The organism is Paenibacillus sp. 2RAB27 (genome assembly GCF_052115445.1).
In the GTDB taxonomy this organism is placed as follows: domain Bacteria; phylum Bacillota; class Bacilli; order Paenibacillales; family NBRC-103111; genus Paenibacillus_E.
The window spans coordinates 13,650-36,633 of record NZ_JBFRGR010000032.1 but is presented as its reverse complement, the minus strand read 5'-3'; the positions used below and the strand labels follow the sequence as shown (position 1 = coordinate 36,633).

Annotated in this window: 24 protein-coding genes, 1 pseudogene and 1 riboswitch; of the genes and pseudogenes, 1 reads left to right on the top strand and 24 read right to left on the bottom strand. The window is 47.8% G+C overall.

The features are described from left to right. Positions 1 to 106: 106 nt before the first annotated feature. The 13 genes from AB4114_RS28725 to pth form a co-directional block, all read right to left on the bottom strand. Positions 107 to 706 carry a S1 domain-containing RNA-binding protein gene (locus AB4114_RS28725; RefSeq protein WP_057313299.1) on the bottom strand — a complete coding sequence of 200 codons (600 nt, stop codon included), beginning with the start codon at positions 704 to 706 and terminating at the stop codon, positions 107 to 109. Between the two features lie 109 nt (positions 707 to 815). Beyond that, complete coding sequence (locus AB4114_RS28720) at positions 816 to 1,139, bottom strand: FtsB family cell division protein (protein WP_171629517.1); 324 nt, start codon at positions 1,137 to 1,139, stop codon at positions 816 to 818. A 15-nt stretch (positions 1,140 to 1,154) separates the two neighbouring features. Then, on the bottom strand, positions 1,155 to 1,730 hold the full coding sequence (yabQ, locus tag AB4114_RS28715) for a spore cortex biosynthesis protein YabQ (RefSeq protein ID WP_441991522.1): 576 nt from the start codon (positions 1,728 to 1,730) through the stop codon (positions 1,155 to 1,157). Then, positions 1,727 to 2,014, bottom strand: a complete 288-nt coding sequence (yabP, locus tag AB4114_RS28710; RefSeq protein WP_056617955.1) for a sporulation protein YabP — start codon at positions 2,012 to 2,014, stop codon at positions 1,727 to 1,729. Before yabP ends, yabQ begins: the two co-directional genes overlap by 4 nt. Positions 2,015 to 2,153: 139 nt before the next feature. Next, entirely contained in the window at positions 2,154 to 2,417 is a 264-nt protein-coding gene (locus AB4114_RS28705; protein ID WP_171629519.1) for an RNA-binding S4 domain-containing protein, read from the bottom strand. Then, on the bottom strand, positions 2,417 to 2,689 hold the full coding sequence (locus tag AB4114_RS28700; protein ID WP_028557378.1) for an HU family DNA-binding protein: 273 nt from the start codon (positions 2,687 to 2,689) through the stop codon (positions 2,417 to 2,419). The genes AB4114_RS28705 and AB4114_RS28700 overlap by 1 nt, the downstream gene beginning before the upstream one ends. A 120-nt stretch (positions 2,690 to 2,809) precedes the next feature. Continuing rightward, a complete protein-coding gene (mazG, locus tag AB4114_RS28695) occupies positions 2,810 to 4,336 on the bottom strand; it encodes a nucleoside triphosphate pyrophosphohydrolase (protein ID WP_441991521.1) in 1,527 nt (508 codons plus the stop codon). 87 nt (positions 4,337 to 4,423) lie between these two features. After that, positions 4,424 to 6,127: a putative polysaccharide biosynthesis protein gene (locus AB4114_RS28690; protein ID WP_441991520.1), complete on the bottom strand. Its 1,704-nt coding sequence runs from the start codon at positions 6,125 to 6,127 to the stop codon at positions 4,424 to 4,426. A gap of 131 nt (positions 6,128 to 6,258) precedes the next feature. Further along, positions 6,259 to 6,801 (bottom strand): stage V sporulation protein T, encoded by a 543-nt coding sequence (gene spoVT, locus AB4114_RS28685; RefSeq protein WP_441991519.1) that lies wholly within the window; start codon positions 6,799 to 6,801, stop codon positions 6,259 to 6,261. A gap of 244 nt (positions 6,802 to 7,045) precedes the next feature. Further along, complete coding sequence (locus AB4114_RS28680; RefSeq protein ID WP_441991518.1) at positions 7,046 to 8,137, bottom strand: foldase protein PrsA; 1,092 nt, start codon at positions 8,135 to 8,137, stop codon at positions 7,046 to 7,048. After that, a complete protein-coding gene (gene mfd, locus AB4114_RS28675; protein WP_441991517.1) occupies positions 8,124 to 11,645 on the bottom strand; it encodes a transcription-repair coupling factor in 3,522 nt (1,173 codons plus the stop codon). The genes AB4114_RS28680 and mfd overlap by 14 nt, the downstream gene beginning before the upstream one ends. 75 nt (positions 11,646 to 11,720) lie before the next feature. Beyond that, a complete protein-coding gene (locus AB4114_RS28670) occupies positions 11,721 to 11,948 on the bottom strand; it encodes an anti-sigma-F factor Fin family protein (RefSeq protein ID WP_056617980.1) in 228 nt (75 codons plus the stop codon). Positions 11,949 to 12,083: 135 nt separating this feature from the next. Further along, a complete protein-coding gene (gene pth, locus AB4114_RS28665; RefSeq protein ID WP_056617983.1) occupies positions 12,084 to 12,644 on the bottom strand; it encodes an aminoacyl-tRNA hydrolase in 561 nt (186 codons plus the stop codon). Between the two features lie 218 nt (positions 12,645 to 12,862). Here pth and AB4114_RS28660 point away from each other — a divergent pair, with 218 nt between their 5' ends. After that, the gene (locus tag AB4114_RS28660) at positions 12,863 to 13,063 is read left to right on the top strand and encodes a hypothetical protein (RefSeq protein ID WP_171629525.1); all 201 of its coding nucleotides are present in this window, start codon (positions 12,863 to 12,865) and stop codon (positions 13,061 to 13,063) included. Between the two features lie 207 nt (positions 13,064 to 13,270). Here AB4114_RS28660 and glmU read toward each other — a convergent pair whose 3' ends face one another. The 11 genes and pseudogenes from glmU to AB4114_RS28605 form a co-directional block, all read right to left on the bottom strand. Next, positions 13,271 to 14,668 (bottom strand): bifunctional UDP-N-acetylglucosamine diphosphorylase/glucosamine-1-phosphate N-acetyltransferase GlmU, encoded by a 1,398-nt coding sequence (gene glmU / locus AB4114_RS28655; RefSeq protein WP_441991516.1) that lies wholly within the window; start codon positions 14,666 to 14,668, stop codon positions 13,271 to 13,273. A gap of 148 nt (positions 14,669 to 14,816) precedes the next feature. Continuing rightward, a complete protein-coding gene (gene spoVG, locus AB4114_RS28650) occupies positions 14,817 to 15,101 on the bottom strand; it encodes a septation regulator SpoVG (protein WP_028557369.1) in 285 nt (94 codons plus the stop codon). Positions 15,102 to 15,219: 118 nt separating this feature from the next. Continuing rightward, positions 15,220 to 15,603: a RidA family protein gene (locus tag AB4114_RS28645; protein ID WP_441991515.1), complete on the bottom strand. Its 384-nt coding sequence runs from the start codon at positions 15,601 to 15,603 to the stop codon at positions 15,220 to 15,222. Between the two features lie 18 nt (positions 15,604 to 15,621). Further along, entirely contained in the window at positions 15,622 to 16,446 is an 825-nt protein-coding gene (gene purR, locus AB4114_RS28640; RefSeq protein WP_171629527.1) for a pur operon repressor, read from the bottom strand. Between the two features lie 196 nt (positions 16,447 to 16,642). Continuing rightward, positions 16,643 to 17,497 (bottom strand): 4-(cytidine 5'-diphospho)-2-C-methyl-D-erythritol kinase, encoded by an 855-nt coding sequence (gene ispE, locus AB4114_RS28635; RefSeq protein WP_056617998.1) that lies wholly within the window; start codon positions 17,495 to 17,497, stop codon positions 16,643 to 16,645. Positions 17,498 to 17,791: 294 nt separating this feature from the next. After that, a pseudogene (locus tag AB4114_RS28630) lies at positions 17,792 to 17,962 on the bottom strand (small, acid-soluble spore protein, alpha/beta type); the annotation flags it as partial. Positions 17,963 to 18,161: 199 nt separating this feature from the next. Beyond that, positions 18,162 to 18,437, bottom strand: a complete 276-nt coding sequence (gene veg, locus AB4114_RS28625; RefSeq protein WP_028557365.1) for a biofilm formation stimulator Veg — start codon at positions 18,435 to 18,437, stop codon at positions 18,162 to 18,164. Positions 18,438 to 18,825: 388 nt separating this feature from the next. Beyond that, positions 18,826 to 19,707, bottom strand: a complete 882-nt coding sequence (yabG, locus tag AB4114_RS28620; protein ID WP_441991514.1) for a sporulation peptidase YabG — start codon at positions 19,705 to 19,707, stop codon at positions 18,826 to 18,828. Between the two features lie 55 nt (positions 19,708 to 19,762). Beyond that, positions 19,763 to 20,671 carry a 16S rRNA (adenine(1518)-N(6)/adenine(1519)-N(6))-dimethyltransferase RsmA gene (gene rsmA, locus AB4114_RS28615; RefSeq protein ID WP_441991513.1) on the bottom strand — a complete coding sequence of 303 codons (909 nt, stop codon included), beginning with the start codon at positions 20,669 to 20,671 and terminating at the stop codon, positions 19,763 to 19,765. A 35-nt stretch (positions 20,672 to 20,706) separates the two neighbouring features. Further along, positions 20,707 to 21,243, bottom strand: a complete 537-nt coding sequence (rnmV, locus tag AB4114_RS28610; protein WP_441991541.1) for a ribonuclease M5 — start codon at positions 21,241 to 21,243, stop codon at positions 20,707 to 20,709. Positions 21,244 to 21,360: 117 nt separating this feature from the next. Next, positions 21,361 to 22,500 (bottom strand): ubiquitin-like domain-containing protein, encoded by a 1,140-nt coding sequence (locus AB4114_RS28605; RefSeq protein WP_441991512.1) that lies wholly within the window; start codon positions 22,498 to 22,500, stop codon positions 21,361 to 21,363. A gap of 280 nt (positions 22,501 to 22,780) precedes the next feature. Next, a riboswitch (cyclic di-AMP (ydaO/yuaA leader) is annotated at positions 22,781 to 22,974 on the bottom strand. Between the last annotated feature and the right edge of the window lie 10 nt (positions 22,975 to 22,984).

Below are 22,984 nucleotides of genomic sequence, written 5' to 3'. Positions count from 1 at the left end.
GTCGATTGATTCGCATTGTTTTTGCCGGACTTGTCGCACATGAGTCATGTATGACAAAGAAAAAACCACATTCGCCGGAGCGAATGTGGTTCATCATCTGCATCTATTAGTCTCTTCTTCCGCCTCGGCCACCGCGTTTGGACTCGGTGTTCTTCTTCAAGGACGAAATCCGCTCTTCACTATCTTTTAGGAAACGAGATACTTTATCTTCGAACGAAAACGGTCTAGCTCCGCCCTGCTGCTTGTTAAAGCCGCCGCGACCACCACCGCCGCCGCCACGATTGAAGCCACCGCCGCCACCTGGACGACCGCCACTACCACCTTGACCACCGCTTGGAGGACCACTACGGTCTCCACCGCTGCTTGGACGACCACCTTGGTAACCGCCGCTTGGACGATCTCCACTAGGACGACCTTGATAGCTGCTGCCACCTGTACGTTCAGGACGAGCTGGTCTTTCCTCAACTGGCTTGTCAATCGTTTGCTTGATCGACAGTCCGATCTTGCCATCCTTGTCCACGTTAATTACTTTGACCGTTACCTTGTCTTCCAACTTCAAGTGGTCATTAACGTCCTTCACATAATTGTCCGCGATCTCCGAAATGTGAACAAGACCGGTAACTCCTTCAGCAAGCTCGACGAATGCTCCAAAGTGAGTAATCCCCGTCACTCTTCCCTCTAACTTGGTGCCAACTTCAATTGCCATAAAGTAAAATGTTCCTCCCTTAAAATGTTGAAAACACTGGCTACGCCGATTATAACCGATGCAGAAACCACGGTCAACACGGCATTAGCCACTTCTTCATAACGTTTCTTTATTGCGACTTCGAGACACTTAATGGCGTCTCTCCCGTTTTACTGTAATGAAAGTCTCGGCGAATGATCTGATCCAAATATTCGTCGTTATGCAGCCGTGCGATTTCCTTCGTCGTGAGGGCATTTATCTTATGTGCTTCGACGAGTTGTTGTTCCATATTCGCTACGACACTTTTCTTCTCGTGCAGCTTGGCGAACTGCCCCCAGATGTTAACAGCAGCCCAGCTCAGAAAACATAAGACAATGATCAAAAGGATACGCAGTCTTCGCTTCGAGCCTTCCCGACTGATGCGCTTGGTTGAAACGGTTGCTTGAGCATGCATGAATAGGAAATCCTCCTACTTCGAGAATATCCTGCGATAAAGCGCAATGATGCGTCCCTTCAGTTTCTTCAACCAGTCAGGGATCACCAAGTACTTATGCACAGGCTTAGTCATCCAGAGGAATAATCTCCACATAGGATAGAGCAATTGTAGCACAATTCTGTAAAGGAATATAGCTACCGCTAGCAAAAAGCCTAAAATTATCACCGTTAGACGATATATGCCAATTATCGGTTTAATGATGATAATTTCGACAGTCCTCATAAGGAAGCGGTAAATCGCCACAATAATTCGTATGAGAATGAGCGTTATTCGAATGACTAGCGAACTAAGAAGAGCGAAATAGAAGCAAATTCCGATCYCCATTCCAAGGAAAATAAAAATACGAACTTGTCCTTCATTACTGTAAATAAGCATCTTGAACACCAGGATTATCGCCACAATCCAATAGATACTATCTACAATTGGGATGGTCCATCGTGGCAACCGCAGCTTGCCCGAGAGCACATGAAAAATATCGAACAGAGCCCCTATGCAAATTCCACTCAGGAACATCATGAAAATCGTCTGAAATTGAACGTGAAGCGTCACTTAAATAGCTTACCAAGAAACCCTTTGGATTTCTCCTGGGTATTCCCGTCCACATAGGCTAATTCATGAATAATACCTTCAATGGCGACTAATCCTTGCTCCAAGCTCAAGTTCTTGATGTGCAAATTTTGCCCCTTAATCATCAAGTAGCCCATTTCCGTTTCTAGGAGGAATTCTTCGCTATCAAAACTTTCTACGTTCAAAACTCCTGATATTTCCAAGAGCTTGCGATTCAGCATCTTAATTTCTTGCCTTTTATTGCTGTTTTTCACAGGTTCAATCATGGCCTGTACCCCTCCTTCACCTAATCTTACGATATGGGAGGATGTCCTTTTTTAGAACCAAGCCTTGCATCTTATGCCTACAAAAAAAGCAGCCTGAAATCCCCTCTGCAGGAATCCCAGGCTACTTCATCGTTATGCGTTATTCGGATTGGAGGGGCTCTTCCTTCAGCAGCGTGTACATCTGCGCAGCGTCTTCCTTACGGGTCGACTCTGTCAAAAGTTCAACGCGAATCGTCACTTTCTTTTGACCGAACTGAATGGATAACTCATCTCCAACTTTCACATGCGTACTCGCTTTAGCGTCCCTACCGTTAATCCACACGCGTCCTTGGTCGGACACATCCTTTGCAACTGTACGGCGTTTGATCAGACGAGATACTTTGAGAAATTTATCGATACGCATTATTTTACAGCGTCTTTAAGCTTGTTGCCCGCTTTGAAAGCAGGAACATTGGATTCTGCGATTTCGATTGGGTTACCCGTTTGCGGGTTGCGACCTGTACGGCCAGAACGCTTACGAGTTTCAAATGTACCGAAACCGATCAATTGTACTTTATCTCCGGATGAAAGAGCGTCTGTCACTTCACCAAGGAATCCGTTAAGGACAACTTCTACGTCTTTCTTAGTAAGTCCGCTTTTTTCAGCGATGTTGTTGATCAAGTCTGTTTTGTTCATGTGTTTTCTTTACCTCCCAAAATGTTTGAAGATCAGGTCTTCTATGTACCAACTGTGGTTACATTTCATGATTATACCTTGCAACAAGTCTAGTATTCTGCTTTTTTCGGCAAAATCCTTCTATCGTTGATCAAGTTTTATAACTTTTTTTGCTTCTTGCCAGTAAACTTCCATCTCTGATAACCCAGTTTGTTCAAAAGATAAGCCCTTTAAACGTAGTTGTTCCTCTATATATGAAAATCTTTGCATAAATTTCCGATTCGTTTGTGCTAGGGCCTCTTCAGGGTCTACTTTGAGGAATCTAGCAACATTGACGATAGAGAAGAGGACATCCCCCAACTCGTCACGACGCTGCTGAGCCCCGTCTTTCGCCCCTAACGCAATCGCCTCTCGCAGCTCAACGAGCTCTTCTTCCACCTTAGCAAGCACATCATCAAGCTCTGTCCAGTCAAAACCAACCGTCGCCGCTTTCTTCTGCAGCTTCATTGCCTTCATCAAGCCCGGCAGTTCTCGCGGAATACCATCCAGCACAGACTGCTGCGTAACATCGATGCCTTTCTTTCGCTTCTCTTCGACCTTAATTGCATTCCAATTGACTAACGCTTCATCAGCATCATCTGCTTTCGACTCCCCGAACACATGCGGATGACGGCGGATTAACTTCTCATTCAACGTAGCGATCACATCATACACGGAGAACGTGCCGATCTCCTCTTCCATTTGCGCATGCAGCATGACTTGTAAAAGCAAATCGCCAAGCTCCTCACACATGTGATCCGGATCATCTTCATCAATGGTTTCCAGCACTTCGTACGCTTCCTCAATCAGATTCTTGCGCAGACTCTCATGAGTCTGTTCACGATCCCACGGACAACCTTCTGGGCTTCGCAGGATCTGAACGATCTCATGCAGCTTACCAAATGTCCGATTGTACGGCCCCTCCTGCTCACTGCGTGGCACCCATACTAGCGACAGATTGCCATAACCTTTGACATGATCTAGCTCGTGGAGCGGTACTTCGATGATCTGCTCCTGTCCCACCACCCCCAAGGAGTGGCCAACAACGACCTTATACTCGTCTGGATAGGCATCCATCAGGCTGATTTTCAAATCAGAGGCTGTGTACGTATCGTATACTTGCCCAATCACCGTATGCAGCTGTGGATTTAATGCATAGCGACTGATGCTCGTCGCATCCAGCAACTGGAAGCCGTCGATCGGATCGAAGCCAAATCGTAAGAAGGCTTGGTCTAAGAAGCTTTCTCCACCTGTGATTTGCAGTTCGATACCCTCAGATGGGCAGCGTTGTTTCAGAAGTTGCACCGTATACTCCGCTACCATGGGATGACCAGGGACAGCGTAAAGCACTTCAGTCGCATGGCTTTTCGCTGCCGTGATTAATTCTTCCGCAATGGACTCATACACTCCCTCGAACGTCTCATTCGACATGTAATTCGTATCGAACGTTTCGTAAGGAATCTCGCCCACATCCAACAGTTGTACCATCGGATGATCTTTCGTCCGCAGGAATAGCCTCGCTTGTGATTTTGCAGCTAGTTGAAGCTTCTTCCATACGCCTAAGGTTAATTGATCTTCGTCTCCTGTCCCGAGTCCAAGGACGGTAATGCGCGGGTTGCTTGTTGACATGGGATGACACCTCCTGATTAATGGTTATTTAAAATTTGCCGAGTAGGGTAAATTTGTGGAAGTTAGTTGGCCGGTGTAAAACAGCCGCTACTTGGGACGGCGGCGCGAAGACCTCCGCGGCCGCAGCTTCGCGAGGAGCGGCGCCAGCTTCCGCTCCAGCTCCGGCATCAGCCGCAGCTCATCGCGGCTGATGCTGCCGCTGCGCAGCAGCGCAAGCGCGTAGACGGCCGCGCCGCCGGCTACGCCTATGAGAGCGATGGCGCTAGCGCCCCATCGCTCAGGCACGTGCCATGCCGCCGTAGCGAGCATGGCTAGCCCTTGCAGCGCTGCGAGGCCTCCGCCCATCAGCCCCACGGCAAGCGTGGGACTGACGGCGTACGGCCGCAGCGCGAAGCGCACCCCGGTGCTGCGGCGCAGCTGCACCAGGTTCAGCCCCGCCGCAGCGGCGTAGGCGATCACCGCGCTGAGCGCGGCGCCGTCGATGCCCCAGCGGGGCACCAACACGATGTTGCCGAGTGCTTTCAGCACGATGGCAACGAGCAGGGCATTCGCCGGTGTGCGGATCGCGCCGGCGCCCTGGAGAACGCTGGCACTGACAGCGTTCAGCGTACTAAATAAGGCCGTGAAGGCCAACACGGCCATCGTCCAGCTCGCCTCGGTGCTCGTATAGAGCATCAGGTTGATCGGAACGGCCAAGAAGGCGAGGCCAAACGACGCGCCAAGCCCGATCAACCATGCGAGCCTGACGGACATCTCCGCGCGAAAGCGGATGAGATCCACTCGCCCGCTTAGCTTAGCTTCCGCAATAGCCGGCACCAAGACAGCCGACATCGAGGAGGCCACCATCACGACCAACTGGACAAGTGGAAACCCACGGTTATAAAGACCAAACTGACGCATGGCCTCCAGCTCGCTGCCGAACGAAGCTTCAAGCAACCGTGGCATGGTGAACGTATCCACGAGCGTGAGCAGCGGCACGACGATAGCACCTAGACAGACTGGGATCGCATATACCGTAATTCGTTTGGCCCATTGCCAAGATGAGATCGCTTGCTCCATTTCTGAGCCGGCTGCTGTCGCTTTCCTAGCATCCTGACGTCGCTCTCGCCGCCAAAACACAGCCATCACCACTAGACCCGCTCCAGCGCCTGTCACAGAGCCAAATGTGGCCCCTGCCGCGATCCAGGCCTCATCATAGGCAAGCGCCACCAGATACAACAATAGCGCGACCATTGTAATTACACGAATGAGCTGTTCGATGACTTGCGAGACCGCGGTAGGCACCATGTTTTGATACCCTTGGAAATACCCTCGCAGGACAGCAAGAACGGGAGATAAGAGCAGGGCAAAAGATACACTGCGGATCGCTGTCGCGGTCTGCGTAATGCCAATCCAGCCAGCGATCGTCTCCGCACCAAGATACAGCAGGAGAAATAAGAGAAGCCCTGCACTCATTAATAGCGCAGATGAGACGACCACAATCCGTTTCGCGCCTGGATGATCTCCTTCCATGACGCGTTCGGCTACAAATTTAGACACCGCGACTGGAAATCCAGCCGTGGCTGCAAATAAGATCAGAATATAGAGCGGATAAACCGCATTATAAATACCAAAAGCTACATCTCCAGCTACGTTTTGCAAAGGAATCTTCTGCAGCGTCCCTAGTAGCTTAGAGAGCACAGCCGCACCCCCAAGCAGCGCAGCGCCCTTTAACAGCTTGTTCTGTTTACCATCACCATGCCTCTGGAGCCCTTGTTTCTGCTGATCTTGCTCCTTGCCGGTGACCCTCATTCCGATTTACTCCTTTACACCAACATGTTTCCTATGTACGTATTATAGCGAAATCTGCCAGTTCAGACAAAAAAAGCTTCGCTTACAGATGCATCATCTCCGTAAGGAAGCCTTCGTTTGGAATTATGTGTTCATTGCTCCATCTGCTTCGCTAGGAATCCCGCAGCAGTCTCAACCATTTTAACTTCCATATTACCCATTTTCACATTCTCGTCCTTCGAAATCAGGATTACCGAACCAATGGGATCTCCTCCTGCTACAATTGGCGCAGCTACGAAGGAAGTGAATGTTTCATTGTTATCCTTAATAATCTCGAATTGACCTGAACTGCTTTCAATAACAGCCTTACGATTTTCCATGCAAGACTCTATGATCGCCCCAACTGATTTCTCTAAGTAATCCTTCTTAGATCCGCCAGCCATAGCAATAATATTATCTCGATCCGAAATCAAGGCAACATGATTGGTGCTTTCAAACAGGGACTCCGCATATTCCTTCGCAAAATCACCAAGCTCACCAATCGGTGAATACTTCTTCAGAATAACTTCTCCATCACGATCCACGAAAATTTCCAAAGGGTCACCTTCACGAATGCGTAGGGTGCGCCGTATTTCCTTGGGGATTACAACTCTCCMTAAATCATCTATCCGACGGACAATTCCAGTTGCTTTCATACCTCTAGATGCCTCACTTTCCGCTTTCGAATTAGATACGACACGAGCATGAAACCTTGTATGCTAGATCGGGATTTGGTGGGAACTTGAAATCTATCCATAGTATTCTTCACTTCCCATTCTTCTATGCAGACGCCTCGACTAAGCAATTTACTTTATTTAGCTCTGCACCCTGCTGCGCTTATCATGTCCAAAAATGTGAAATAAAAACAGGATGTCCCTTATCGGACATCCTGGTAAGTTCTTACTTTGCCGCCGGGCTTGCTGCAGGACTAGCTGCAGGGCTAGCTGCTGGCGCTGGCGCCGCTTCCACTTTAGGAAGGTTATTCGTTTCGATCAATTTCGGATACTCCGTTTCAGCAAATTCAGACAAGGATTTCTCTGCAAGCTGAGATTTGATTTGTGTTTTAAGTGTATCATCCAGTTGCTTCGTGCTTCTGGATTCTACTTTCATCACGTGATAACCGAAAGTGGATTCTACAGGATCACTGATTTTGTTCAATGGAAGCGTGCTTGCTGCATCTTTGAACTCTGTTACCCATTCATTGATGTTCGCATCTTTGTACGTACCGCCTACATCCTTGGAACCTGGATCATCAGAGAATTCTTTCGCAAGTGCTGCGAAATCGCCGCCTGCATCCAACTTCGCCTTTACTTCTTTCGCTATCTTGAGCGCCTCTTCTTTCGTACGAAGATCTTTTTGTGTTGCAGAATCCTTCAACGCGATCAGGATGTGACTAACGGTTGCAACGTCAAACGCATGTGCAGCTGCCTGTTCTTTGTAAGCATCTTGAACCGCTTGGTCCGTAATTTTGCTTTCCATGCTGCCCATTGTGTAGAAGCTTAATTTCATCAAGGACTCGATATCTTTCAATTCGATCCCGTTGTCTTTCAACTGCTTGTCCATTCCGCCTTCTTGCTTACCGAAGTAATCGGTGATGGCTTTCATTTGCTCTGTTACTTGTTTGTCAGCATCCGCTTTCACTTTGTCGTCCGCTTTAGCGGAAAGAACACGGAAAGTAACCATTTGCTTCAACATATCTTGTTGAAAAGCTGGATCTGCCAAGTATTGAGCTAATTGCGGGGAAAACATTTTATTTACGTTGATGAAAGAATTGAATTCACCCCGTGTAATTTTCCCGCCTTCTTTGTACGTAGCAATAATATCGCTTGGATTACCTGTAGCAGCCGCTGATGCGGAAGGCGAAGCTGTTGCAGCGCCTTCCTTTTTGTCTCCACACGCGCTGAGGACAGAGAATGCAAGGACTACTGTCACCAAACTTAATATCCATTTTTTCGAAGTACGTCGTTGTCTGCTAGTTTCATTTGGCAACATCCTGTAATTCCCCTTTCGTTTTCAGAACATCCTTATATTGTACCAAGAATTTCTCCAACAATTCGATGGAGGCTTCCGGCTTCATGCCTTTAAATCGGATAACAATAAGTAGCTGCGGATCTGCGTTCAATTTGATACGACCATCAAAGCCTTTGGACAAGGCGAGCAGCTTCTGGCCATCCAGCCTGCCATTCTGGTCGATATGCACCTTGATTAGGTAATCCTCCCCTTTTTGGCTAATCGTTTCAATCCGGTAATCCGAACCGTATGCTTTCAAACGAGCCACTGTCAGTAGGTTGAACACGGCCTGCGGCAGATCGCCGAAGCGATCAACGAGCTCATCATGCAGATCCGCGGCTTCTTCCAGCGTACGAATGGCGGCCACTTTTTTGTAAATTTCGATTTTTTGCATGCTGTCATAGATGTAATCAGATGGCAGATACGCATCCAATTGAATGTCGATTGACGTATGCCATTCCGGTTCTGGAATGACCGCTTCTCCATCTATCGCAAGCTTCAGCTTTGCAATTTCTTCGGCTAACATTTGCGAGTACAAATCAAAGCCGACAGATGCAATAAAGCCGTGCTGTTCAGCACCCAATAAGTTTCCTGCGCCACGAATGGATAAGTCCCTCATCGCAATTTTAAAGCCTGAACCAAGTTCTGTAAACTCTTTAATCGCTTGAAGTCGTTTCTCGGCTACTTCTGTCAGCACTTTATCACGCTGATACGTGAAATACGCATAAGCGACGCGATTCGACCTGCCTACACGTCCGCGCAGCTGATAGAGCTGAGAAAGGCCCATTTTATCCGCATCATGGACAATAAGTGTATTCACATTCGGGATGTCTACGCCGGTTTCGATAATGCTCGTGCTGACGAGAACATCGTACTCCCCGTCCAAGAAATCGAGAATCGTTTTCTCGAGCTCCTGCTCACCCATTTGACCATGCGCTACGGTTACACGTGCATCCGGAATCATCATCGAGATTTGATCAGCGATTTGTGTAATGCCTTGCACGCGATTGTAAAGATAATAGACTTGCCCCTCACGCGCTAGCTCACGTTCGATAGCTTCTCTAACCAGCGTCGGCCCGTATTCCACCACATAGGTCTGAACCGGGAAGCGGTTCTCTGGCGGGGTTTCAATAACTGACAAGTCACGAACGCCCAGCATGGACATATGCAACGTTCTTGGAATTGGCGTCGCCGTTAGCGTCAGCACGTCCACGTTCGTCTTCAAACGCTTGAGCTTCTCTTTGTGGGACACACCGAAGCGCTGCTCCTCATCGACGATGAGCAAACCTAGATCCTTAAACTGAATGTCTTGCGACAAGAGGCGATGAGTTCCAATCACGACGTCAACGACGCCTTTCTTGACCCCTTTCATGACCTCCGTCTGTTCTTTCTTCGAACGGAAACGACTTAACACTTTTACATTGAACGGATAACCGGAGAAGCGTTCACGGAACGTTTCATAATGCTGCTGCGCCAAAATCGTCGTTGGTACGAGAACAGCAACCTGTTTCCCGTCAATCGCTGCCTTGAAGGCTGCACGAACGGCAACTTCGGTTTTGCCGTAGCCAACGTCTCCGCATAACAATCGATCCATAGGACGCGCTTTTTCCATATCCGTTTTAATTTCTTCAATCGCACGAAGTTGATCCCGTGTTTCATCGTAAGGAAACATCGCTTCGAACTCGTTCTGATAGGAGCTATCCTTGCTAAATCCGTAACCCGTCGCAGCTTGACGCTCGGCATACAGCTTAATCAGCTCATCAGCAATATCTTTGACGGATGCGCGTGCTTTGCTTTTCACCCGTGCCCAATCAGCGCCGCCAAGTTTATATACCTTCGGTTCTTTCTCTTCGGAACCGACATACTTCTGAATCAAATCAATTTGATCAATCGGAACAGACAGCTTATCGCCGCCGGCGTACATAATATGCAAATAATCCTTATGAATCCCGCCAACCTCTAACGTGCCGATGCCAACGTATTTCCCGATCCCGTGATTGACGTGAACAACGTAATCGCCGACCTTCAGCTCTTGATAGCTTTTGATCCGTTCTGCGTTCTCCAGCTTCTTCTCCACTTTACGTGCTTTACGCTGCTTCTGAGTGAATATCTCACCCTCTGTAATCACGACGAGATGAATGGAAGGCATTTCAAAGCCTGTTTGCAGATTGCCATCTACAATCTCAGGAACTTCAATCTGGTAGTCGCCAAGAACACGACGTACACGTTCTGCACGGTCATCGCCATTCGCTAGAAGAATGACCTTACTGCCATTCTTCTTCCACCGCTCCATCTCCGCCTTGAGAAGATTCATCTGCCCATGGAAGTTTTGCATGACACGGCATACGAAGTTCACGATATTCTGCGGCTGAATACCCGCTACCTGACGAAGGAAAAGGGACACATACAACGTCGGGAACGGTCTGCGGTGCAGCAGGGTCTCGTAAGATTTGGACAGCACAAAAGCCGGCAAGCTCTTCCCCTCAGTCAACGCATGCATCATCCACTCGGCTTCATCACGCTCGAGCTGCTTCGCTGTTTCCAGGAGGCGGGCAGGCTCGTCGATAATGAGAATCGAGTCTGTGGGCATGTAGTCCATGAGTGTCTGTCTTTCCGTGTATAGGAGAGAAATATATTTATAAATGCCTGGGAACGTCTGCCCTTCTCGCATAAGCTCGATATCGCGGCCTACGACCTCCAACAGCTTGTCTTTGGCTGAGCGTTCGCTCATCTTCGCCAACTGCGCTTGCAGCAGCTCATATGCGTGCTGTGCGGCTGACTGTAACCGCTTTCTATCCGCTTGAATCTCGCGGCATGGGGGGATCGTCACCGTTGTTAGTTTATCAATTGACCGTTGGTCACTTACATCGAAAGTCCGAATAGAGTCGACTTCGATATCAAACAGCTCAATCCGAATCGCATTCTCCGACGTTAGCGGAAATAAATCGAGAATACCGCCTCGCACACTCATTTCGCCTTTGGTTTCTACGCGTTCAACCCGTTCATAGCCTAGACTGGATAAAGAAGCCAGCAGCTCGTCTAATTGAACCGTGTCACCGACATTAATCGTTACTCGGGATTCCTCGAACACCTGTTTGAGTGGCAGCAATCTTCGCACACCAGCAAAAGGTGCAATAACTACACCGCGGAATCCGCCAGCAAGTTTAGTGAGAACGTCAATACGCTGCGCTAGCATCTCTGGGCTTGAAGCCGCTTCTTCTGTCGTCAGAAGCTCTTGAGATGGATAGAGCAGCACTTCATCAGGGGACAGACACTCCAAGAGGTCTTCCGCTATTTTTTGCGCAGCGAACATATTGTGCGTAACAACGAAAAGCGGACGCTCCAGCTCACGCGCAAGTGAGGCAAACATCACTTGTCTGGAGGAGCCAGTTAAACCGGCGATGAGCTGCTCTTTCATTTCGGACTTGAGGCCTGTCACGATCGTTTGAAAGTCGGAATCCGCAGAAAAAGCTTGAATTAAAGCTTGCAAACAAGTACACTCCCCTCACAAAAAGAAGCCTCGGCACACTTGCCTCGGCTATTAACTCTTTATCTTCATCATAAATTATTGCAACGGACTGGCTAGCAGGGATAATTCTGGGTTCGCTTCTAATGCCTCATGACAGTAGTCGCAAACGACCCTAACCGTAACATCTCCGTTCGTATTATACGATATTATATCTCTACGCTCATCAGGGGTCAAGAAATGGAAGCCTAACTGCTGCTCGGTAATCGCACGCTGATTAATTTCCCCAACAAAGGTATGACAATGCCTGCAAATATACTTGATCATATGTATGCCTCCTTCGACAATTCGATTACATCCTAGTATGACCATTCTTCGGAATACTTAGCCGAATCTGCCATTGTCATTTTCGAATATGGAGCTTACATATCATCTTATATACAGCAGGTTTACATGTGGTGATTATTTATTAAACTTAGCCATCGTTTTCTCGAAGGACTCGCCCAAACTAAACTCCATGGCATCGCAGGTTAAATCCAGTACGTCGTTAATGGATTTCATCTCATCTTTGGAAAAGTTAGACAGTACATAATCCGCAATATTATAGCCCGGTGCCGGGCGATTCACACCAATTCGAATCCGATTAAAGATCTGTGTGCCCCCATGCTGAATAATGGACTTAATACCGTTATGTCCGCCTGGACTCCCTTGATAACGAAGACGAATCTGACCGAAGGATGTGTCCATATCATCATAAACAATCACGACATCTTCCAATTTCGCTTTATAGAAATCAAGGAAGGCGCGCATGGATTCACCTGAAAGGTTCATGTACGTCATTGGTTTCAATAAATATACCTTCGTCCCGTTCACATTACCTTCTGCGAGCAGCCCTTTTCCTTTATTCTGAAAAGAGGTAATCCCCCACTTGGCGGCAAAGCGATCAATTGCCATGAATCCAACATTGTGCCGATTTAGCTCATACTGCTTTCCCGGATTTCCTAGTCCGATAAAACATTTCATAATTTTCAAAATCCCCCCATAGATAAACGGATACGCCGTCCTTCGAGGGACGAGCGTGTTTGTCCAGGTTGACTAGAAAGTAAAAATGAATACTTTCTTTTTCAACTATCGATAAACTAAAAAACCTTTGCGGAACCCGCTTCTAAAGGTTATTGTTTACAATATACCTGTTACCTAATGTTATCCATCCCATAAAAGCTGTAGGTGATAAAAGAACGATGTATCTTCATGGACAACAGCTTACAGAAGATGATCATTTTCAAGATCATATCGATGCGGACGTACCCGTCCAAGTATACTATCAAAATCTGCACAAGGATATAGGCTTCGTTGAAATGTACAACCGTCATTTCGTTAAGATTAATCGTATCTTTTATAGCAGAAAGAAGCATACTTTTGTTTCGCGGCCTGGATATTAAGCGCTTTCATTGAAGGGACACACCCTAATTTGGATGCTGATCCATGGACTAGCTTACGAAAAAGAACCTCTATCGGTCTCGCTCAGCCTGGACGCTTCCACGTAAACCAAGCTGAGTGGGCAGCACTTCATTGCTAGCGTACCCCGCCTTAAGAGGTTCCATTCCTATTGCTCAATCACTCCGTCGTATATGGCAACGCACGGTCCATCAACGACCCTTATTTTCTTTCTTCGCCTTCATCCGCGCTTTAATTTTATCAGCATAACCCGCTTTATTCTCTTGGCGTACACGAGCGATAGACAGATCACCTTCGTTCACATTATGTGTGATCGTGGTGCCAGCGACCACATAAGCCCCATCGCCGATTTTCACAGGCGCAATCAAATTGACATTACTGCCAATAAACGCATCATTTCCGATTTCCGTTAGGTTTTTATTAAACCCATCATAATTCACCGTTATAGCACCGCAGCCGATGTTCACATTCGTGCCAACCACTGCGTCACCAACGTAGCTCAAATGAGAAACCTTCGTTCCTTCACCCAGCGTCGCATTTTTGATCTCAACGAAATCGCCAACCTTCACTTGTTTGCCAAGCTTAGCGCCAGGTCGTAAATACGCGAATGGCCCAATCGATGTTTCACTATCCACATAAGCCTCTTGAAGAACAGATTGCTTAATTGTTACTTCGTCCCGAATAATGGAATCGATGATTTCAGTTTGCGGTCCAATCGTACACAGTTCACCAATCTGGGTGTTTCCGCGCAATATCGTCCCTGGTAGCAGAACCGTATCTGCGCCAATCGTTACATCCTTCTCGATATACGTATTGATTGGATCGATAATCGTAACCCCATTCAACATATGCTCGTGGTTAATCCGCGCTTTGAACAGTTGCTCCGCTTCGGACAATGCCACACGATCGTTCACACCAATCGATTCAGCTGGATCTGCCATGCAATACCCTTGAACAACTTCGCCAGCACTTGTCATAATCCCGATAACATCAGTCAAATAGTACTCATTCTGTACATTCTTGTTCGTAACTGACGCTAGCGCTTTGAACATTTTGCGATTATTAAAAATGTACGTACCCGTGTTAATCTCCTGAACAGCGGCTTCCTCTGGGGAGCAATCCTTCTGCTCAACGATACGTGCTACGCGCCCATCTTCTCCGCGAATAATACGTCCGTAACCTGTCGGCTCACCCAACTTCGCTGTGAGAATCGTCGCTGCTGCGCCCGATTGTTGATGTAGTTCAATCGTCTCTTTCAGTGTAGCTGCCGTAATTAGAGGCGTATCGCCGCAAATGACAACCGTCATCCCCTCTTCCTCACCAAGTAGATCCTTGGCCTGAAGCACGGCATGACCCGTTCCTAACTGTTGCTCTTGCAGCGCATACTGGGCACGATCACCTAAGTAGCCTTTTACAGCTTCTGCACCAAATCCAACCACCACCACGGTTTGCGTTACTTCTATATGTTCCAGCGTATCTACAACGTGACCCACCATCGGTTTACCAACAACCGGGTGAAGCACCTTGTATAGCTTTGATTTCATTCGTTTCCCTTGTCCTGCAGCCAACACAATTGCCATGAGCTTCAACGAATATCCAACTCCTTTATTATGAATTCATGATTTCTCTTTATATCTCTCTAAAGCTTATCTCTAAAACGATGAGTTCTTCCCCCAATATAGCATCATTACCTGTCAAAAGAAAAGAGAGCCCCAAGGGCTCTCTCAATAATCTGAATTATGCGCCTTCTTCAATAACTTCCTCTTCTACAGCCGCGCGATCATATTCAGCAAGTACTGCTGCTTGAATTTTCTCACGAGTTGTGGACGAAATCGGATGAGCGATGTCGCGGAATTCACCGTCTGGTGTTCGCTTGCTCGGCATAGCAACGAACATTCCGTTATTGCCATCGATGACACGAATGTCGTGTACGACGAACTCGTTATCAATGGTAATAGAAGCAATCGCCTTCATCCTCCCCTCGGAGTTTACCCGGCGGAGTCTTACATCTGTAATTTGCACTTGTGTTCACCACCTTTTTCCATCTCTGAGACTTGGGTGATATATTCAACATCTCCATGCAAATTCCTTCTTATTATTTTGAAATTTTTGATAATTTAATGTGTTCTTAATGTTTCTGTTAAATTTCGACAGGAATCACAGCAATTAGTTCAATTTCGACAAAAACATCACGAGGTAATCTTGCAACTTCAACGGTAGATCTAGCAGGTTTGTGGTCACCGAAGTAGCTTGCATAGATCTCATTAAGCTCGCCAAATTGGTTCATGTCCTTCAGAAATACAGTCGCCTTCACAACTTGGCCGAATGATGAACCTGCTGCCTCAAGCACGCCTTGCAAGTTTGCAAAAACTTGATGCGCCTGTTCCTTGATGCCGCCTTCTACGATTTGACCATCTAAGCCTAGCGGGATTTGTCCGGAAGTAAACAACAGGTTACCCAGTTTAACCGCTTGTGAGTAAGGTCCGATAGCAGCAGGTGCTGCTGATGTTGAAATGAATTCCATATTTGTACGAATCTCCTTTTATTTAGCGTCAAAATAGTTGCCAGGCTCTACCGTAATTTGTTTCGTCTTGGAGTCTACGCCATATAGCCGAGCTAGTGACACGTAGTTATCCACCAACTGCTCCTCGGCCTCGCAGGATTCCATGAATACGCCAACACCTTGTACAGTTGCTTTAAACTCGGCTAGCAGGTCCATCATGCCATGAATCGTTCCGCCAACATGCATGAAGTCATCGATGATCAGCACCTTGGATTCTTCCTTCAATGCGCGCCTTGCAAGTGACATGGTCTGGATTCGCTTGTTGGAGCCCGACACATAGTTAATGCTAACAGCAGAACCTTCCGTCACTCGGCTGTCTCTACGTACAATTACAACTGGCAAATTCATATAAGTGGCCGTCGCATACGCGAGCGGTATTCCTTTGGTTTCAACGGTCATAATCACGTCCACGTCGCGACCTGCGAAAGCGGATGCAAAGGTTTTGCCAATTTCGTTCAAATACTGGGGTTGTCCCATGATATCTGACATATACAAATAGCCGCCCGGAAGAATCCGTTCTGGTTGTTGAAGTTGTAAACATAGGTTCTGGATAAACTTCAGTGATATTTCTTTGGGTACCTTCGGTGAAAACTTCACGCCCCCAGCCGCTCCGGCCAGCGTATTCAGTTCGCCCAATCCTTCTTCTTCAAAAACTTCCTTGATGATGGCAAGATCTTCGCTTATGGAAGATTTCGCGGAGTTGTAACGCTCGGCAAAAGTCGTTAAAGGGATTAACGAGTGGGGGCGAAATAACAAATATTGTGTCATTTCTACCAGCCTAGCGCTCCTTTTCAACTTTTTCATCGCACTACCCCCCAAAATCCGAATATTATAATGAAAATATACCACTTTTATACGTATTTGTTCAAGCGAACCATGAAAAATATGTTAACACAAACTTAACATACATCTAACATCGCCTAGGATTCGTCACCTTCTCTTTCCAATATGCCCCTTAAGATGAAAAAAGAGCCCCGTCACGGGGCTCAACTAAGCTACTTTAGGTCAGCATGCGCACAGCGTAAACATCCTTACAAAAGCCTCGCAGCCCGTTATAGATGCGCGGCACTTTCGCCTCCTTGGAAACAAGACCGAAGACGGTTGGCCCGCTGCCCGACATCAATACACCGTCTGCCCCTAAGCGTTGCATACACTCCTTCAGATGCCTGACCTCTGGGTACAGATCCAGCGTTACTTCCTCCAGGACATTGCCTAGATTATCGCACAAACGATCGAACTGCTTGTCCCGTATCGCACTTAATACACCCGACGTAGAAGGATGATGCTTGATCTCTCTCGCGTTCAGCTTTCCGTAGATCTCTGAGGTCGACACATTAATAGGCGGCTTCGCTAGGACAACCCAGCACTGAGGTGGCGCTGAGATATGCTCCAGCTTCTCGCCACGCCCCGTAGCAAGAGCAGTTCCTCCTGTCACACAGAAAGGCACATCCGAGCCAAGCTCTGCGCCTAGCACCTGAAGCTCCTCATTTGGGATATTCAGATTCCAGAGACGGTTGAGCCCTCGCAAGGTTGCTGCTGCGTCACTGCTCCCGCCGGCCAAACCAGCAGCCACTGGTATCCGCTTGTCTAAGTGAATATAGACGCCCTGTTTGACGTCGTAGCGGTCTTTAATGAGACGCGCAGCCTGAAAGGCTAGATTCTTCTCATCGAGCGGAATATACCCCGCCTGACTCGATATAATAATCGTGTCGCGCGCCATCTCCTGCATTTCGATCCGATCAGCCAAGTCCACCATCGTCATTACCATCTCAACTTCATGGTAACCGTCTGGCCTTTTATGTAAAACATCAAGAGACAAATTAATTTTAGCCGGTGCTTTCTCAAAAATCTTCATCCGATCACCTTCTTTTGCTCGTTAGCCACCCCGATATTATAACAAAAGCATAAAAAAAAAGCTAAAGCATTTGCTTTAGCTGTAATTCGGACGTTGCATTCCTTGTCCGGACTGCTGGTAGGACTGCTGGTAGCCAGCCGGCGGATTATTCGTAGCCCCCGTTTGTTGCTGATGATGACTGTTATATGACGGTGAATAGTTTGTATAGCCCTGTCCATTAAATGCCGGCTGACTTGCGGTTGGCTGATGATAGTTAGACGAGGAGTTATAAGCATTCGTCGGAGCTGAAACATATTGCTTGGCCAGATGCTCCTGTGCTATTTGAATCGCCCGCTTCACCATATTCCCTGCATCCTTAGTTCGAATCCCTGACCAGCCTTCTCGCTGCACGACATCGTAAAAACCAAGATCCTTCGCTAACTCATATTTAAAATTCTCAGACATTACACTTCTTCTTCGACTCATACCAAATCCTCCTTATCATTTGCACAATGATCGCTGCAACCATCATAAGCATGGATTGATGACGATTATAGTATTATGCCCTGATAGTTCGGATAGATACAAAATGAACGGCTACGCCGTCCTTGAAAACTTATAAACTCTTATCAATCAAAGCAAAAACAGGCCACAAGGGCCTGTTCAATATCGGAACGCTATTAAGCTAATGCTGTATGTAAGTGATGCGAACCTGACCATCATCGTTGCATACGGTAACTTCAACGGACTCGGTTAGGATATCGGCGTAGCTGTATGACACTCGTTTGAAGGCATGGGATTCTTGATCTAATTTCACAATAAACACAGAAGGGTAGGTTTCTTCTAAAACACCGGAACGCTCGACAGTCTTACGACGGCCACCATTCGCTCTCAACATGATCTTCTGCCCAACATGGGGCTCCAAACTGCGTTTGATTTCCAATAGCGCATTTTTTGCCATTGTCAACTACCACCTCTTTCCTTGTCAATTATAACCCATTCACCCCATCATGTCAAATGAGGGCAAATATTATATCAGCACCCCAATCCCGTTGTCAACGGCATTTTTGTAGGTTTTCCGATTTCTCCTCCCTTCAGGTTGTCACCAATGTTCGCAAATTATTCACACTTTTCCAGTTAAGGAGAAACTTCTTCCCCTAGACTCACGAAGATGAGCAAACACCAAGGCTTAACGGCCTGCCGTGGATAAAAAAAAGAACACTTTCTGTCACCCTCCATACGGAGTTCATAACAGAAAGTGTTGCTTTGAATCGCACAATTTGGCTAGAGTTTCACTCGCATCAAGTAACTACAAGCCACTTGTCGTCCTCTAAGGGCGCCTAATTCAGCTATACTGACTCTTCTGTGTGCTGAATACCAGGAACACCCATCCGATAACTGCCCCGCGTCTCCACCCCGCCTAGCCCCTCTAGGCCTGTCACCGTCAAATCCATAATATCCAACATCGAAATCGTTTCTCTAGTTGGGGTATAGGACAGCTTAGCAGCGATGCACAAAGGGTCTAAGGCGTGGATGAGTATGCGCGCAGGAGAACTTGCGAAGTTAGCCCCCGCCCGCAATAACGCTTCGAAATGCGACTGACAAGCGCCCGCCACAATAATTAAGGAATCCCGATTCCTCTCAAATTGTCTGGCTACTCGCACCGCATTCACAAAGTTTTGGGAATTCTTATAGCTCGACAGATTGCTCGGGCTCACGCTTTGCCGATTTTTCAAAATACCATCATGCCCCGTAATGACGACAATGTCCGGTTTATATTGAGGAAGCAATCTTTGCAGTGCTTCCGCCATTTGCGCCTCAGGAACGAAGAAACCTTCTGCAGGTACGCGCAATTCGCCGTAGAGCTGCATACTTTTTCGCAGATAGCTCGGATCGCCATCCAAGTGAAGAACTCTTCCAGGCACTTCAAAATAACTGTTATGAGTCGGTTGTGACTTCTGTTTATGATTGACGGCTATCTGATTCTTCTCCTGCAATTGCACTTGGGACACCGCCAGGCGACGCAGTGACTCACGAAATTCAGGCGAGCTTGACCGTGGATGATCTAAGGTCTCCTTAGGATTCGTTTTCGTCAGATCCGTGAGCGGCGCATCTGCAAGTAACCGAAAATCGACACCCCTCAGAATGGCCTTGAGATGCTCAATTCGTTCAATTCTAAACACGACGTCGCCGCCATAGGAAATACGGGTAACAAAATCTCCTTGCCTCATCGCACAAATCCCCTCCTAAGGGTATCCTATGGTGAGACTAGGCATTTGGTGCGGGTTATTTGCAGCCGTGCGCACGAAGAGCCGTAGACAAGCGTGCGAACTCCTCCATGCTGAGTGTTTCACCCCGGCGTGAAGGCTCGATCTGAATGCCATGCAGCAACGCTTCCAGCTCAGGCTTGTTCTCTTTGGTAAAGAACCTCGCCGCGAGGTTATTATAGAGGGTTTTGCGACGCTGAACGAAGGACGCTTGGACGACAGCGAAGAAGAAGTCCACGTCCGCCACTTCAACTGGCGGCGCTTGACGCACGCGCAGCCGGATAACGGCGGAATCGACGTTCGGCTGCGGCACGAAGACGGTGCGAGGCACGATCGTGACGAGCTCCGGCTCGCAGTAGAACTGCACGGCAATGCTAAGGCTGCCGTAATCTTTGGTGCCCGGACGAGCCGCCATGCGGTCGGCTACTTCTTTTTGAATCATCACGACGATATTCTCCAGGGGAAGCTTCTCTTCGAGAAGCTTCATGATGATTGGCGTCGTGATGTAGTAAGGCAAGTTGGCGACAACGCTGACGCCTTCCATGCCTTCGAAATGCTGCCGGAACAGCTCCGGCAGGTTCGTCTTCAAGATATCCCCATGAACGACAGTGGCATGGGGGTAAGGAGCCAGCGTCTCGTCCAGGATGGGCAGCAGGCGCTGATCGATCTCGACGGCCAGCACGCGGCCAGCGAGCTTGGCTAGCTGCTGTGTGAGCGCGCCGATGCCAGGGCCGATCTCGAGCGCAGCCTTCGTAGGCCCGAGCTCAGCAGCCAAGACGATTTTGCTCAATATATTTTGATCAATTAAGAAGTTCTGGCCTAAGCTTTTCTTCAGCACTAGACCATTTTTCTTAATAATTTGTTTGGTTTTACTTGGTGTTGCCACATCTTCTGCTGTTACAACAACCTCTTGTCCGGTTATATTCATAGTATAGACCTCGTATCTATAGGGTTCTAGGGATTCTACTGATTCAAATGTTCGAGCGCCGCCTCAAATTCTTCACGAGAAATCTGAAACATGGCGCAGCGCTTATAAAATTGCTTGCCATTGCAATAACCAATGCCCAGCGCATTGCCTACGGCCAAGCGGCGAGCAGCCGCATCCGGATGCACGATGAGACCGGCAGCGATCAGATCCTCCATCGTCAGCTGCGAGACGACAGCGTTATACTCTGTCCGCAGGCTCTGCAGCGCCTGACGGATCGTCTCCGGCGTCGCGTTCTCGACACCGATGTCGCCCTTATACGCCGCTTGCTCCTGCGTAATGAAGGCATGCTTGCAGCCAGGTACCTTCGCTGCCACGATTTTGCGTATCCGTTCCCCTGCGTGATCCGGATCCGTGAATATAATGACGCCTCTGCGCTGCTGAGCCAACGCAATCCGCTTCAGTACGGCTTGTCCGATGGCAGAACCGCCTGTTTCAATGGTATCCGCCTGCACAGCCCGTTTGATTGCAGCTGTATCGTCCTTGCCTTCCACAACGATCATTTCTTTTATCATCACCGTTTTCCTTCCCCAGTACGCAGAAAAAGAAGAGGGGTCTCCTCTTCTTTCGCGCAGGCAGATGCCAAGCTACGTGTATTTAGTAGTGTTCCCGTCAAAACTACCGTTTACACGTTAGTTTTGGGACGGTTTTGTAGGGCCAACCACATACACAGTGTACCCTTGCTTCGTGCCAAATTTATTCGCATAGCCGTGATCTTCATAGTACACATCGATCATTTGGCCTTTCACGCCGCTTCCAATATCCTCAGCACGACGGAAACCAATCCCTTCGATGTATACCCACCAACCTAGCGGAATAACCTTCGGATCGACAGCAATTGTACGCCCTTCAGTCACCGTAGTACCTGTGTAGGTCTTACCATAACCCGAGGAGCCCTCAGTTTTGCCTGTCGAAGCAACATCCGCTGAATAAGCCGTCAGCTTCACGTTTTTGAGAATTTGTTTGTAGCCGAAGGTCACACCGTTCTTGGAAACCTCATCCACACTCGGTGAAGAGGCGGAGAGAACAACCACAGGATTTTTCGTGCCTACGGAAACTACTTTCTTAATGCTTTCTGTTTGTACTTCTTCACCCACAACTGCTTCCGCGACTAAAACACCGTCCTCGAAAGTCTTTTCTTTCTTCTTGACCAAAACGCCTTCTTTACCTTCTTGGACCACTTGCTCTTTCCCTTTAAGTAAAGATGCGTCATTCTTTTTCTCTGTCTCGAATGCGATCGGTTCAGAGACTTCCTCCGTCTCTTTTTTCACACGGACGATCTTGATTTCATCGCCAGTGGTAAGAGCGGACGTCGGTTCGGGAGAAATACGATCGTTCTCCCCAAGTGCAATATGTAAACGTTGCAATGCACTTTCTACCGTTCTTGCAGTTGTGTAAACAGTGGTGGTCTTTCCATCAGCAGTCAATTGAATCGGTGAAGCATGCTCGATAACAATTTTGTCTCCACCCTTGAGCTTGGTCGTGAGTGAAGCTGAAATTTCATCGTGCTCACCAATCGTTATGGCTTGTTCATCCAGTAGGCGTTGCAGGACCCATTGCTTCGTGTGCACAATAGTTTCTTGTCCATTAACAACCACGGATACGCTCTTGGTAGCCGTTCCGTACAACAACACCAAAAACATGAAAGTCATTGCGATTGAGATTATAGCTAGGCTTAAAATCAAACGCAAGTTTTCATGCTTCCATCGCAATGCGAAGGACATGCTGGATGATCGTTTTACATGGGTCTCGCTAATTGAGATACTGCCCACTTCTTCGGTCCTCCTTCAAAGCCTCGCCGCCAGGTTACAGCATGATTAATTTGACGCGACTAAGGTTTTTAGTTTAACTTAATGCTCGCCATCATCAGCAAGTTACTTCGCTGAATCTGGTCGTCCCCCCCTTTTACCTATTCATCATCCTATGAATTCCGGGTTATTTTATGTCTTCTGATCTGTGTAGAACCCTGTATGTGGACAAAAAGCCAGCAAGAAGAGGACTCTTCTCGCTGGCTTAGTTTGCATAATGAAATACAAATAGCACGCACGACAATCGTTACCTCTCTTACGCTTACGAGGTTAGCTGACGGATTCGGACGTGAGAGTCGCCCTACGTAAACGCAAACTGCTTGTTTGACGTCTATGATTCACCCCTGTTACTCTCTGCTTACTTAACCGCATTGGTATGCTCATTAAGCTTGCAGTGGTTCCCCCGTTTCCACATTTGGAACTCAGCGAATGGAAAATTGGCAAATTG

Coding starts and splice junctions, on each gene's coding strand:
- AB4114_RS28725 (WP_057313299.1), bottom strand. CDS start 706: ATGGCAATTGAAGTTGGCACCAAGTTAGAGGGAAGAGTGACGGGGATT.
- AB4114_RS28720 (WP_171629517.1), bottom strand. CDS start 1,139: ATGCATGCTCAAGCAACCGTTTCAACCAAGCGCATCAGTCGGGAAGGC.
- yabP (WP_056617955.1), bottom strand. CDS start 2,014: ATGATTGAACCTGTGAAAAACAGCAATAAAAGGCAAGAAATTAAGATG.
- AB4114_RS28705 (WP_171629519.1), bottom strand. CDS start 2,417: ATGCGTATCGATAAATTTCTCAAAGTATCTCGTCTGATCAAACGCCGT.
- AB4114_RS28700 (WP_028557378.1), bottom strand. CDS start 2,689: ATGAACAAAACAGACTTGATCAACAACATCGCTGAAAAAAGCGGACTT.
- mazG (WP_441991521.1), bottom strand. CDS start 4,336: ATGTCAACAAGCAACCCGCGCATTACCGTCCTTGGACTCGGGACAGGA.
- AB4114_RS28690 (WP_441991520.1), bottom strand. CDS start 6,127: ATGAGGGTCACCGGCAAGGAGCAAGATCAGCAGAAACAAGGGCTCCAG.
- AB4114_RS28680 (WP_441991518.1), bottom strand. CDS start 8,137: ATGTTGCCAAATGAAACTAGCAGACAACGACGTACTTCGAAAAAATGG.
- AB4114_RS28670 (WP_056617980.1), bottom strand. CDS start 11,948: ATGATCAAGTATATTTGCAGGCATTGTCATACCTTTGTTGGGGAAATT.
- pth (WP_056617983.1), bottom strand. CDS start 12,644: ATGAAATGTTTTATCGGACTAGGAAATCCGGGAAAGCAGTATGAGCTA.
- AB4114_RS28660 (WP_171629525.1), top strand. CDS start 12,863: ATGTATCTTCATGGACAACAGCTTACAGAAGATGATCATTTTCAAGAT.
- AB4114_RS28645 (WP_441991515.1), bottom strand. CDS start 15,603: ATGGAATTCATTTCAACATCAGCAGCACCTGCTGCTATCGGACCTTAC.
- purR (WP_171629527.1), bottom strand. CDS start 16,446: ATGAAAAAGTTGAAAAGGAGCGCTAGGCTGGTAGAAATGACACAATAT.
- ispE (WP_056617998.1), bottom strand. CDS start 17,497: ATGAAGATTTTTGAGAAAGCACCGGCTAAAATTAATTTGTCTCTTGAT.
- veg (WP_028557365.1), bottom strand. CDS start 18,437: ATGGCAAAAAATGCGCTATTGGAAATCAAACGCAGTTTGGAGCCCCAT.
- yabG (WP_441991514.1), bottom strand. CDS start 19,707: ATGAGGCAAGGAGATTTTGTTACCCGTATTTCCTATGGCGGCGACGTC.
- rsmA (WP_441991513.1), bottom strand. CDS start 20,671: ATGAATATAACCGGACAAGAGGTTGTTGTAACAGCAGAAGATGTGGCA.
- rnmV (WP_441991541.1), bottom strand. CDS start 21,243: ATGATAAAAGAAATGATCGTTGTGGAAGGCAAGGACGATACAGCTGCA.